A 13,441-nucleotide genomic window follows, 5' to 3' on the forward strand; every position below is an offset into this window, starting at 1 on the left:
GGATTATGTGGACTTCTGTAGCATATTGCATGGACTTCAGATAGCGGAATACTCATCTATTATGATAGCCATATTCCTATATAAGAAATTGTTATATAGATGTATATTTCCATTTTTAATAAAATAAGCCACCACAAATGCAATTTGCAAACATATCATATCAAGAATGATAAAATCGATATGCTTCAACCACCCATTTGCATTCTTCCTATACATAACACTCTCCCATTCCTATAAACATAAAAAAAGCTTATTAGAATTTTACAAGTCTTAATAAGCAATGAAATATGAAATTTTAGATACACTCATCCCTACCCATAACCCAGTAGAAGATGAACGAATCAATCAAAAATGCGGTAAGCCAGCTATTTCTAACATCATCTAAATGTACCATTTTTATTCCTATTACCTTACAACAGTCATACTTATTCCGAGATAAAACTATCGCGTGTTAATTTTATCCTATATATATAATATGTCAATTACCATTTAATAATTGAAATTTGAAACAAAAAGTACAAAAAGTAAAAGATATACTTTATTTAAAACAAATATTAAAAATTTAAGAAACAAAATAAAATTTTAAAAAATTTACTTTATATATCGATTAATTTCATGAACGCACTCAAGTGCACTTATAGTCGATTAAATGTAAACGTATACACACTTTAGGCTGATTTAAATATAAATCAAAGCCTCCACTCATATGATAGGCGAAGGCTCTGTTTTCTTATTTAAATTTTAACATTTCTTTTCTTTATCAATATATACATAATATACATAGCTACAACTAAACTTATAGTCATAAAAGACAAATACATTGGCGTAAGATTAAATACACCTGTTACAACTTTTGTTTTTATCTACTTTGGTTTCTATATCTTTATTTGATTCCATATCTGTAGCACTTGCATATTTGTTTTTATATTTATTCGAAGCATTAACTGATTGTAATGGTTCCTTTTTTCATCCTTGCTTGGTTGATTAGTTACCTCTGGTTTTATTTGTTGTGACTTGTTTTCTAAGATAGTAAATACATTATTCTCAATGATTTCATACTTATAATTCTTTGACTTACTTTGAACAGTAATTTTATAATCACCAATATCTTCCCCTGGTTCTCTTGTTAAAATATAATCATCATTTTCTAAGATTGGATCTTGTTCACCAAAGTATTTAAATTGTTTATTTAGTTTTAATTCAATAGTTTTAGGAAGAATTGTAACTGTAAATGGAACTGATTCATAATATCGTTCATCGAAATTAAACGCTACTGTATATTCACCAACATCCTATAATAGAATTGGTTCTACTAGATCTATATCACTATAAATACTAATACCATCCTCAGAATAAACATATTCAACATCTGAATGCGTTATTCTAGTCTTTGCAACTTCAATGTCCTTAACATTCTTTGGCTCAAACTGGAAATCATAATTTCCTTGATAATTGTCCAATGAGTTAATATTACCATCTGTATCAATCCTCAACTTAAACTCATAATCGCCAACATAATCACACAAATACTTCTCTTCTTCTGTATCACTTTCTCTCCAATCCTTATTGTAAGTAACTTTTACTTGTACTTTCTTAGGATTGATTTCAAAGAAAATATTTTCTCTATCACTCAACAACGCAATATATGTACCACCATCTGTTGGAGCTTCATCTAACAGCTTCCATGATTGAGTAAAATACATCTCTACATTTTCAATTTCTATCTTTTGACCTGTATATTCAAAAGATAAATCAACCTCCTGGCATGTATATCCATTAGAAAACATGCCATAAATAACACCAATACAACACCTAATAACCGTATCATATAATATATTCCTGGTATAGGTGAACCTCTACATCCACTATATCATGTAATACTTGTTAAAATATAAAACTTCCTAATAATGGCAAAAGAATTATTTAAAAGTTCAAATGATAACATTCAAAACTGCAAATTATCTAAAATTATTGCAACTTAATATTATAGCGCAAATTCTATCAACATCTTCCAATGCTAAATCTGCATATAAAGGTAACGTTAATACTCTATTACTAATATATCTAGCCACTGGTGTTTGATCTAGATCATATTTACCATGGAAACAATCAAAACTATTTGTTAATGGATAGAAATATTTTCTAGCACCAATGCCATTTTGTGCTAATTTATCAAACACTTCGTTTCTTGTTGAACCAAACTCTTTTTCATCAAATACAACTGGGAAATATGCATAGTTTGATTTTACATCTTTTTGAATTGGACTTAATTGTATTCCTGCAATACCTTCTAAATGGCTACGATATCTTTCAACAACATTCCTGCGTTTCTCTATTTCTTCATTTACATGTCTTAAATTGCAAATACCCATTGCCGCACAGAATTCGTTCATTTTCGCATTTGCACCTACTGCATCCACTGTTTCAGGTCCACGAATACCAAAATTTTTCAAACGATATAAATCCAATCCAAAATCCTTTAATTCATTTCCAAAACAAACGGCTCCACCTTCAATAGAGTTGAATACTTTTGTCGCATGGAAACTAAAACAAGAAACATCGCCATAAGATCCAATGCCTCTACCTTTGTATGTTTCACCAAAAGTATGAGCTGCATCATAAATCACTTTTAAACCATATTTTTTAGCAATACGATCAATCTCTTCAATGTTACAAACATTTCCATATACATGGACTGGCATAATGGCACAAGTACGATCTGTAATCAAAGATTCCAATTTTGTGACATCCATTGTGAAATCAACAGGATCAATATCACAGAATACAGGTTCTAATCCATTACGAACAATCGCATGTGTAGTAGACGCAAAAGTAAATGGAGTTGTAATGACTTCACCTTTTAAATTTAATGCTTGTAATGACAACTCTAAAGCCATATGTCCATTTGTCATTAAATCAATGTTTGCAACATCTAAATATTCAACTAATTCTTCCTGAAATTTTTTATGTTTAGGACCCATATTAGTCAACCAATGCGTATCCCACATATCTTTAATTTCTTCAACATATTCCTCTAAACTAGGCATTGATGATCTTGTAACTAAAATATTGTTATCTTTCATTTTAAAAGCCTCCGTATTCTTTTTAATATTTTAAATTTTACTTTATTGTATTGAAATAAGGAACATCACAATCGACTGCTGTAATGTATTCTTCATATTTCCTAGAAATAATCATATTATGTTTAAAATGAAAATCTTCAATCATTTTACCTTTGAAACATTTAATATGATTTTCTACGCAATCATATCCAGCCATACATGCAAATTCACATCCCGCAGAAAATCTAGGATTACATTCAACTAGATAGTATTTACCATTTGGAGCTAATATATATTCAAAATTTACATCTCCAATAACATTTAATTTTTCAGCCAAAATCTTTGTTGCCCGTTCTAACTCTTTATCTTGATATACAACAACTGTTATTGAACATCCATGAGGTGTGGAGATTATTTCTCTTCGAGTTACTGCTACAACTTTATTCGGTTTAGGTTGTCTAACAACTTCTACAACTACAATAGGTCCGTCTATAAAAGGCTCTACAATATAAGAATTCTTATCAACATTCTTAACAAAATCATCCCATTCTTGTTGATTATAAATATATTTTAAGCCTTGACTACTTCTACCACTATACGGTTTACAAACGACCGGAAAATCCCATTCTAATATTTCAATATCCTTTAATAATTTAGTTGGTATTGTATTTGTTAATGGACAATTTTCCTTAACAAAATCCTGTAATACTTTTTTATTTCTAATGATATCTAAGGATTCTTTAGGAGAAATACATAATATAACATTATGTTCTTTAAACCATTCTCTGTTTTTACTTAGAAAATCAATTTCATAATCGATCATTGGGAAAACATAATTTATATTTTCTGTAATACAAATTCTCTTTATTGCTTCCAAATATTCTAGGTCCTTAGTTACTGGTGGAATTTGATAAAATCCATCCATTTCGCAAGACTCAACAACCCACTCTTTAGCATATATATTACATCCAATAATTCTATAACCCATTCTTTTCATACTTTTAATTGTAATGTCCGTTGCAACAGAACCCGTTGATGTTATTAATATTGTTTCCATATTCCACAATCTCCCCTTTTCTTATTTTTTAATAAATCCCATTAAAACATTCTTTATATACACATATTCATCTAATTTCAATATTGCAGAACCTACAGTATAAATAATGATTCCAAGTAAAATTTGAATTACCAATAAAATGGTCATCGGCAAAGAAATCTTTCCAATAAAAAATACAGCAATTCCCATTGAAACAGCAAGTACTACACTAGGTAAAATATCTCTAATTTGTTCGAAATATGTATAATTTAACAATTTACGATTTGGCCAAGAGTTAATTATTTGATTTACTACGCTAGCAAATAATAAACTATAAGCCATTATCATAACACCATATTGCATTGTGCAAAATAATAGTCCAATACCAAATACTTTTTTTGCTAGTTCCAATTTTAAAAACATGTCACTACACCCCATAGCTTTAATAGCGTTTAAATTGGCTGTATGTATAGGATAAAACATATAAGTGATACAAAATATACGTAAATACGGTACGCATGGTAACCATTTATCAGTTAGTATCAAACTAACTAGTGAATCTGCACAAAATGCTAATCCAAGCATAATTGGCGCCATTATATATGTACTAATTTTAATAGATCGTCTCGTCATAGATTTAACTCTTTCTTTGTCATCTTGTTCATTAGACATCGTTGGCAGTAATACACTATCAATAGAAGTATTAATGTTATTCGCGAATACACTAGGTAATTTATCACCTTGATTATAATAAGCTAAATCCGTAGATGAATAATATTTTCCAATAATTAAACTTCTTAAATTATTATATACAGTTTCTAATAAAGAAGAAACCAACATCTTCCATCCAAAAGACAACAAAGTCTTTAGTCTATCCCATGAAAATATTTTTTTTGGTCTCCAATCCACCGTTAACCAAAGTATTAAAGTATCGATTAATGTGTTTGATAATTGTTGAGCCACAATAGCCCAAACACCAAATCCAGCATAAGCTAAACCTATCCCAAAAAAGGCTGAAAAAATTGTTCCTCCCAATGTAGAAAAAAAGAACTTTTTAAACAACATATTTCTTGATACATAAGATTGTTGAATCCCTTTAACACCAGAAATAACAATAGTCAAAGAAATTACTCTTATTATTGGTGTAAATGATGTATCATTGTAAAAAACCGAAATATATGGTGCTGCAAAGAACATTAAAACATATAGTATTATACACACCACAAAATTAAAATAAAATACGGACGAAAAATCTAAATCATCAGCATCTTTTTTTTGAATAAGGGCTGTTCCTAAACCACTATCTACAAAAACTTGCATTATTGTTGTAAATACTGTAATCAATGCAATTTTCCCATAATCATTTGGAGATAGGATTCTAGCAAGTACAACCGATACAATAAAGGTAACTATTTGTGCACCGCTTCGCTCAGCAAAGCGCCATATAAAATTTCCAATAACTTTATTTTGCATCCAAGCACCTCCTGTATTTATATCCAAGTCTTTTTATGTAATATATCCTTACGAACTTTATAAGAAATCCACTTATTTACACAAAATAATTTATAATGAATATCTTTTATATACTTTATTCCAGTATTAAAAGTACATTGTTTACTTTTAATGCCACGAGTAACTGCTCTAAAATAATACATTTCGCCATACTTTTTTAAAGTAGAATTATAGCAATTTAAATAATCCATTATAGCCCTATACCATTCTTCTTCCTTTTTAAAATTATATTTGTAATTGGCACTGAAACTATCACCATGAGTTGTGATATGTCTATAAGCTGACATGGATTCTTGAATACAATGAATTTTACCATTACATAACAATACTAAAACAATTAACTTATCTCCTGGAGATAATCCTTTATCTAATAAACTTTTATTAATTCGTTTATCCAAATAAATATTTTTATACATTAACGTTGTTAATTGTCCAGGTAATATTTCACTAAAATAATGTTGGAATGTATACTCACTATCTTTGCATTCGGGATATTCTTCATTTCTTTCACAACTATTTTCATCAACAACCGTACAATTATGTGAAACAGCTATGTATTCTGGATGATTTTCCAAAAACTTAATTTGACGTTCTATCTTGTTACAATCCGTCCAATAATCATCACCTTCAAGAGCTATTATGTATTTTCCCATACATCTCTGTTTCAAGTCATCAGCATTAGAAGGAATTTCTTTATTCATATTATGCAATCTATAAAAGATTTTTAATTGTCCCGATGCTATATACTCAGGATGCTTTTGTTCATATTGTTTTAAAATATTTCTAGTATTATCTGTACTACAATCTTCACCAACTAAAACTTCGAAATTATATTGCGTTTTTTGCATAAATATACTATCTAACGCTTGCTCTATATAATTTTCATGATTGTATGTAGCAACATAAACACTCAATTTGTGTTCACACATGAATCTTTCCTCCTAATATGCCTTTTTTTATTAAGACTAAATAATACACTTATATATAAAAATAAACTTGCAATCGTCTGGCTAAAGAAAGGTCCCATAACAAAGAAGTTAGCAACAATTATAATTAGAATTAAAATCATTGAAAAATTCCTATCATTTTTTGATGAAATACTAATACTTGTTTTAAAAAATCTATACATCCATAACGCAAATATCACCCAGCCAAAAACACCCCATATTAATAATTGAGTGAAATATCCATTATGCAAAAAACTTAAGTAATCTTTTTGCGATACAAGATATGCATACCCCTTTGCGTCTATCATTGTTCCGAAACCATTACCAAATATTTTCTTGAAGATTGAAAAGCCTTTAAATTGATCAAGAGCACAATAGACTTCATAACCACGCCAATTTAACACAATGGTAGTTTCATTCCAATCGCTTTTATTGAAATTAATCTCCTTTAAAGTGGAAAATATTTTTGATATATATGAGCCCATAATATTAGGGAATATTAATGTTAATAATAACATTAGACACACACCAATTAATATACATCTTTTTCCTTTTTTACTGAAAGGATTAAAATTTGAAAATAACAAAAATATAATAGCGTATAATATAGTCATTCTTGAAAAATGTATAATACTAGAAAGCAAGCATATTGATACAACAATTGCATTTTGCTTACGAGTAAAATATAAATTGTTTTTATAAACAAATAAAATATAAATACCAATTAACGATAATATATTTCCTGTTCCGATAAGCTCTCTAAATTGATTAATTGAATATGCATTATTGGTACAGATTTTAAAAACAGCCATAATAATATCAATTGAACTGATTAGAACGGCATTAAACACCAGTGTGTTCAAAAATGATTTTTTTGTTATCAGACTTGTCTTTACAAGATAATTGCCAATATGCCAATATAAAAATGGAAACAAGAATAAATAAATATGTTTTATAAGTTCATATAAACTTGTACTTTTTGTAAATATGCCAAAGAAACCTATTGTTATTCCTATAATAAAAAGAAGGACACATAGATTTTCTCCTGGCATATTTAATACAAATTTCTTTCGATTTTTATAAAATAATAAAGCAAAAAGTGCACCTAATAACACTATATTTAGAGTACTAGGTATATAGGTTATTGCTAAAATCAATATAGTAATATATATATTCACATTATTAAATATGTTCAATTTTTATGCCTCCTTATTTTTTTAATTGAATAAACCAATGACATTAAAATCAAATTTAAATAAAAGACGAAATAATATAAAAAATTCCTTATTACTCCAGTATTTAAACATTTTTTATTATATATTAAATTCGCATCAAGCAACAACTTCATTTTAGAATTAATCGATTTTACATTTTCATTTATAATAGTAGAATGATTATGAACATAACTTACATTAGTTAAAACAAATGTATTTTTTCCATTTTCTCTTAACTTATAGGCTAACAGAGATTCCTCCCCATATAAAAATGTATCTTCATCAAACCCGCCTACAGTTTTCCATGCATCGGCTTTTGCAATCAATAATGATCCGGGTAAAACATCAACTTTACAAACATCATTTGGAAATTCTTTATATTTTTGTGGATTATAAAACTTTTTCAACAGGAAGCAAGCATTCCATAATGTCATCCAATATTTTGGCAATTTCCATGCAATCAAACCATCATTCCCATTAGGCAAAACCATTTTGGGAGAAACCATGTCGCAATTATCATGTTTATTTAAGTAGTCAATGGCATATTTCATTGTTTCTTCACTATATTCAACATCTGTATTAGACACAATAATATTATTTGGATGCAGATTCTTTAACGCATAATCAATACCTGTATTATTACCCTTAGCATAACCAAGATTATTTTCGTTTTTTATGAATAATATCTTTTTTGAATTAATTTTATTTAATTCATTTTCAAGATTATGAACCTTATCTTTTGACGATCCATTATCAATAACTAGAATTACATCAATAACATCATAATTAATAATGCCTTTAATATAATTAACCGACACTTTATCGTCGTTATAACATAGAAGGACTATTACATTCATTAAACAAATCTCCCTAACTTTATAAATGGAAAAAATAGTTTGTATTTAAATGGAATGCAAGCATTTAAAAATTTAATACTACTAACATTTAGCATTTCTTTAATTCTTATTTTTTCCTCTACTGAAAACTCATAATTATATTTTTTTGCTTGAAATAATAAAATTTCAAAATACCACGCAGCTGCTATTTTAACATTGATTATATTTTTTTCTTCTACATTATTTATAATATAATTAAAAGCAAAATATCCAGTTAACTTTTTGTCATTAAATCGTTTACTAAACATCGCACTTGAATCATTGATAACGTAATGGTACAGATATTTATTGCAATTAACAATTCTATCTATGCATTGTAAATATTTATAATTAAATAATGTATCTTCGCATGCATAAATATTTTCATCAAATTTAATTGCATTATTTTTAATAATATCCAACCTATATAATCTATTCCATACAAATGCCGCAATTCCTTTAGTAGGAATTAATATTTCATTTAAGTAATCATTTTTTCCAAAATACTCACCTTTTAAACCATTATTGTCAACTTTATCATCACTCGTTAAATACTTACAAACAACTAAATCTGCCTGATATTCATTCATAGAATTATACATCGATTTTACCATATCAGACTCAATGTAATCGTCACCATCCACAAACATAACGTAATTTCCATTTGCTTGCATAATCCCAAAATTTCTAGAATAGGAAACACCATTATTGGAATTATAGAAAACTTTGATTCTTCTATCATGCATACTTAGTTCTTTTAGTATTTGTGATGTTTTATCTATAGAACCATCATTAACAATAATTATTTCAATATTATTGTACGATTGCTTTTGAATTGAGCTAATACAATTTTGAATTGAAGACTCGTTATTATAACAAGGTACAATAATTGTAATTAATTCTTGCATACTATCTTATACCTCATTTCTAAATTTCAACACTTTAGCCGGAACTCCACCTATTACAGAATTATCTGGAAACTCTTTTGTTACTACTGCATTTGCAGCTACTACACATCCATCCCCAAGTTTTGCACCATCTAAAAAAACTGCACCTGCACCTATCCAACAATTATTTCCAATAACTATTCCTTTATGAATTACGCCTTGATCCTTTATAAGTAAATTCATATTTGAATATTCATGATTTTCTGAATGAAAGCGAATAAATTGTCCAGCAACAACATCATCACCAACTTCTATTCCACCAGCAGCCCCAAAAAAACAATCATTGGCAAAGGTAGTTCGATTTCCAATCTTGACACCTTTGCCAATGCGTCCTAAACCTCCTGTACATTCTATTCGAGTATTTCGTCCTAGAACAACATTGTCTCCAATACTCACACCATTTTTAGATAATGCATCAATATAAACTCCATCATGTAATTTACACTTATTTCCAATAAAAACCTTACTTTTATCTAAAATTTTTACTTTTTTACCTACAAATATATTTGATGAAATATTTGTTTTAAATAAAGAAATAAGCTTTCCTCTAATTAGCATACACCCATATTTATAGCAAAGCCTCAATATATATGTAAAATTAATATTTTCATCTAATTCAAAATTATCTTTTCCTGCAATTTTTAATAACTTTTGCTTTACATTCATATTAATCTCCTCTTGGCAAATAACACTTATTTACTATGTCTTTAGTCATTTGAACTATTGTATATGGTTCATAACTTCTACATATATTCTTGTTCATATCTGCCAAATCTTGCATTGTTAAACTATCTATACACTTTTTTAGATTCGACTCATTAAAATCATTGATAATTATTCCAAATTGATTATCCAGTACATCCTTTGCACCTACATTTTCACTAACTATAACTGGTACACCATAACTTAATGCTTCTGCCGCAGTAAAACCAAATGTCTCATACCAAATACTAGGTACAACTAGAATATCAGTCATATTAAAAATATCCTTCAATTCGTTATAATTATATCTATCATGAATTTTCATATATTCTGATTTTTCTGTTGGTTGAAAATGTATATCTAAAATAAAATCTTTACGTTTTTTCCACAACATATCTAAAGAATCTTTTAACAAATAATATCCTTTAGCTTTACTAGCAGGACCAAGATAACGTATTCTTAAAATTTTATGATTGAAATTCTTGATAACTCGATTATCATTAATATCACAGTGAGTTACTGGAATAATAGTATTTGATGGTAATGTAAAAAATTTCTCATATACCATTTTTGTAATAGAACTATTATAATGAATAGTATCCATCATTTGCAAAATATCTGAATAATATTTTCTTAATTTTTTATAATCAAAAGGATTACCAATTACTTTATTTGAATTATCCGCAGTTTCCTCACTTAAATAATTGTCCCTATGTGATTTTCGTAGTTTTTTTATCAAATATGAATCTTTAAGTATTCTATATTGTCTGCTTTGTAACAAATGGATTTTATTTAGATTTAATGCCGTAGAATTACATAGAGGACAATCAACACAACTATCCACTTTTTTACATACACTATCGTGTCTAAACATTGTAACTTTTGGACATATAGGAAAAAAATCATGCGCTGTGAAAACCAATTTTATTCCACATTCTTTTGCAGCTTCAAAAAATTCTTTATGTATACCCATTAATGTATGAAGATGTATTATCTCAGGACAATATGATTTCAAAAAATTAATATATAATTCTTTATTTCCTTTTAAAGTAAATCTATTAAAGTCATTAATACCCTCATCATAAGAGACAGGTAAAGGATTAATTAATTCAAAACTTTGAATCTTTTGAGTAGATAAAATATATACACCTCTATCCTTTATATTTATTTTTTTATCAACGATTCTCATCTGACCAGGCCATAATAAAGCTACGTCATACCCTAAAATTTGTTGTTCAATCATTAAATCTAAACAAAACTTAGTTAGTCCGCCTGAACGATAAGGAGGAAATCCTAAAGAATAATGTAAAATCCTCATCACTTATTCCCCTTAGTAAAAACTTCTTCATATTGTTCACATATTTTTTTCCATGTATACGCCATCTGTACACGTTCCTTAGCTTTAAGACCCAAATTTTTAATTTCTTCCTCAGGTTTATTGTCAACTTGATTAATCAATTGCGCTAACTTTCCCTCTTCTCTCTCCCAATATAACGCTGAATCAATAGCTACTTCTTTATTAAAACCAACATTAACCAATAAATTTAAATCTGTACTACCTAGTGCCTCAATTAAGCTCGGGTTTGTTCCTCCAACGGTATGCCCATGGAAATATGCATAAGCATTCTCACGAATTTTCTTCAACAATTCTTGATCATATACAGTACCAACAAATTTAATTCGTTCATCCTTAGAAAAATGTAAACGACTTTCTAATTCATTTAAAAACTTGTCATTCACATTTGTGATAATCGCAAAATCTCTTTTAGAGTTTGATTTCAAAAATTCACGAATCATAATTTCAAACGAGTTTTCAGGAACAAATCTACCTACAACCAAATAATAATTCTTTTTAGTTAACCCTTTTTCCTCGTACCAATCAACCAATTTGGCATCAGTATCTGATAAAATACTTGGCGTTAAATCTGCACCATAAGCAATATATGTTGTTTTAGGACTTCTATGATTGATACCCCTGCCATCATATTGTTCATGAATGTATTTCTCAATATTTATAGAATCACAAATAGCTAAATCACTCCATTTAACCATCATTTTCTCAGATTCTTTCCAATATTTACGTACAGGCACGCTCCATTTCGCCCTCATCCATTCATGTCCATCTGGATTTAAATAGACTTGACCTCCCATTTTATGTATTTTTTTATAATATCTTTTCATAAACGGACCAATGCGACAAGCCATTATATATACAATAGGATTTTTTATATTATAGTTTTTTATATATTCACAACAATAATCTAATGATTTTATATCATAATAAATAGCTTGTGCAGCACCAATTTCTGGAACAGTTATTTTGAAACAATGTGCATTATGAAATTCAAATTCAGAATCACTTAATATTTTGGCCCCATCTAATTTTGTTTCATCCATAAAACCATCTCCATTTGCCTTACAAGCTATATGGTATTTAATATTTTTATTATCTTGATGATGCTCGGTTAATTTATAAACAAATGTTTCATACCCACCGTATGCACCTAAAGATTTTGCGCCAACTAAAAATACGTGTTGCATATACGTCCCTTTCCTTTTACCTCATACCGACACTAATTAATCAAGCACTTATTTAACATTTTATCCTATTAATGTTATAAATTGCTATTAATCAAAGCATATCATGTCTAACATTTATCACAAACAGATTTGAAAGGTAATTAATTAAATGTCATTAATCAATCCATAAACAACATATACGCAAAACTAATTCAAACTGCTATTAATATATTCTATTCCATCTACTTTAGAACCAATTAAAATTATTAATATGTTTATAAAAATAGTCTAAAATATAAAATTCAAGTACAATGTTAATTAATTGTTATTACTATTTCAAATTATCTCAAATGAAAATTCATATATTAATTTTTAACAATTAAACGATCCTCTCAAACCAAATAATGCGTTAAACATATATTATACGTTTATAGATTTTATCACACATTTATCAATATAGCAAAATAGCATCATTTGTTAATGAATAGTATGCTTTTTGATCACATAATCCCAACTGTATTTTGTTGAATTATTCAATATTAATAAAACCTCCACTTAATGTTTGTAAGCATCAAATTTAAAGGTGGTACAAATAAACTGCTGACGAATATATAATAAAGCCATCC

General features: G+C 28.0%; 11 protein-coding genes. All 11 read right to left on the reverse strand.

The window, feature by feature from the left end; all coding sequences use genetic code 11:
• Positions 1 to 1,292: 1,292 nt before the first annotated feature.
• The gene (locus KTQ83_RS09390) at positions 1,293 to 1,787 is read right to left on the reverse strand and encodes a hypothetical protein (RefSeq protein ID WP_217256646.1); all 495 of its coding nucleotides are present in this window, start codon (positions 1,785 to 1,787) and stop codon (positions 1,293 to 1,295) included.
• A gap of 171 nt (positions 1,788 to 1,958) precedes the next feature.
• Positions 1,959 to 3,083, reverse strand: coding sequence for a DegT/DnrJ/EryC1/StrS family aminotransferase (locus KTQ83_RS09395; RefSeq protein WP_217256645.1), 1,125 nt, complete (start codon positions 3,081 to 3,083; stop codon positions 1,959 to 1,961).
• A 37-nt stretch (positions 3,084 to 3,120) separates the two neighbouring features.
• Positions 3,121 to 4,119 (reverse strand): ATP-binding protein, encoded by a 999-nt coding sequence (locus KTQ83_RS09400; RefSeq protein WP_217256644.1) that lies wholly within the window; start codon positions 4,117 to 4,119, stop codon positions 3,121 to 3,123.
• 21 nt (positions 4,120 to 4,140) lie between these two features.
• Entirely contained in the window at positions 4,141 to 5,571 is a 1,431-nt protein-coding gene (locus KTQ83_RS09405; protein ID WP_217256643.1) for a lipopolysaccharide biosynthesis protein, read from the reverse strand.
• A 17-nt stretch (positions 5,572 to 5,588) separates the two neighbouring features.
• Entirely contained in the window at positions 5,589 to 6,539 is a 951-nt protein-coding gene (locus KTQ83_RS09410; RefSeq protein ID WP_217256642.1) for a glycosyltransferase, read from the reverse strand.
• Entirely contained in the window at positions 6,521 to 7,753 is a 1,233-nt protein-coding gene (locus KTQ83_RS09415) for an O-antigen ligase family protein (protein ID WP_217256641.1), read from the reverse strand. Before KTQ83_RS09415 ends, KTQ83_RS09410 begins: the two co-directional genes overlap by 19 nt.
• Positions 7,750 to 8,628, reverse strand: coding sequence for a glycosyltransferase (locus KTQ83_RS09420; protein WP_217256640.1), 879 nt, complete (start codon positions 8,626 to 8,628; stop codon positions 7,750 to 7,752). Before KTQ83_RS09420 ends, KTQ83_RS09415 begins: the two co-directional genes overlap by 4 nt.
• Positions 8,628 to 9,554, reverse strand: a complete 927-nt coding sequence (locus KTQ83_RS09425; RefSeq protein ID WP_217256639.1) for a glycosyltransferase family 2 protein — start codon at positions 9,552 to 9,554, stop codon at positions 8,628 to 8,630. The genes KTQ83_RS09420 and KTQ83_RS09425 overlap by 1 nt, the downstream gene beginning before the upstream one ends.
• A gap of 6 nt (positions 9,555 to 9,560) precedes the next feature.
• Positions 9,561 to 10,259, reverse strand: coding sequence for an acyltransferase (locus tag KTQ83_RS09430; RefSeq protein WP_217256638.1), 699 nt, complete (start codon positions 10,257 to 10,259; stop codon positions 9,561 to 9,563).
• A gap of 1 nt (position 10,260) precedes the next feature.
• A complete protein-coding gene (locus KTQ83_RS09435; protein ID WP_217256637.1) occupies positions 10,261 to 11,613 on the reverse strand; it encodes a glycosyltransferase in 1,353 nt (450 codons plus the stop codon).
• Positions 11,613 to 12,836: a beta 1-4 rhamnosyltransferase Cps2T gene (cps2T, locus tag KTQ83_RS09440; RefSeq protein ID WP_217256636.1), complete on the reverse strand. Its 1,224-nt coding sequence runs from the start codon at positions 12,834 to 12,836 to the stop codon at positions 11,613 to 11,615. Before cps2T ends, KTQ83_RS09435 begins: the two co-directional genes overlap by 1 nt.
• Between the last annotated feature and the right edge of the window lie 605 nt (positions 12,837 to 13,441).

The sequence above is a fragment of the Holdemanella porci genome (assembly GCF_019052655.1).
Lineage (GTDB): Bacteria > Bacillota_I > Bacilli_A > Erysipelotrichales > Erysipelotrichaceae > Holdemanella > Holdemanella hominis.

Bases quoted from the DNA above. Each gene is read 5' to 3' on its own strand.
- KTQ83_RS09395 (WP_217256645.1), bottom strand. From the start codon at position 3,083: ATGAAAGATAACAATATTTTAGTTACAAGATCATCAATGCCTAGTTTA.
- KTQ83_RS09420 (WP_217256640.1), bottom strand. From the start codon at position 8,628: ATGAATGTAATAGTCCTTCTATGTTATAACGACGATAAAGTGTCGGTT.
- KTQ83_RS09400 (WP_217256644.1), bottom strand. From the start codon at position 4,119: ATGGAAACAATATTAATAACATCAACGGGTTCTGTTGCAACGGACATT.
- KTQ83_RS09390 (WP_217256646.1), bottom strand. From the start codon at position 1,787: ATGTTTTCTAATGGATATACATGCCAGGAGGTTGATTTATCTTTTGAA.
- KTQ83_RS09435 (WP_217256637.1), bottom strand. From the start codon at position 11,613: ATGAGGATTTTACATTATTCTTTAGGATTTCCTCCTTATCGTTCAGGC.
- KTQ83_RS09410 (WP_217256642.1), bottom strand. From the start codon at position 6,539: ATGTGTGAACACAAATTGAGTGTTTATGTTGCTACATACAATCATGAA.
- KTQ83_RS09430 (WP_217256638.1), bottom strand. From the start codon at position 10,259: ATGAATGTAAAGCAAAAGTTATTAAAAATTGCAGGAAAAGATAATTTT.
- KTQ83_RS09425 (WP_217256639.1), bottom strand. From the start codon at position 9,554: ATGCAAGAATTAATTACAATTATTGTACCTTGTTATAATAACGAGTCT.
- cps2T (WP_217256636.1), bottom strand. From the start codon at position 12,836: ATGCAACACGTATTTTTAGTTGGCGCAAAATCTTTAGGTGCATACGGT.
- KTQ83_RS09405 (WP_217256643.1), bottom strand. From the start codon at position 5,571: ATGCAAAATAAAGTTATTGGAAATTTTATATGGCGCTTTGCTGAGCGA.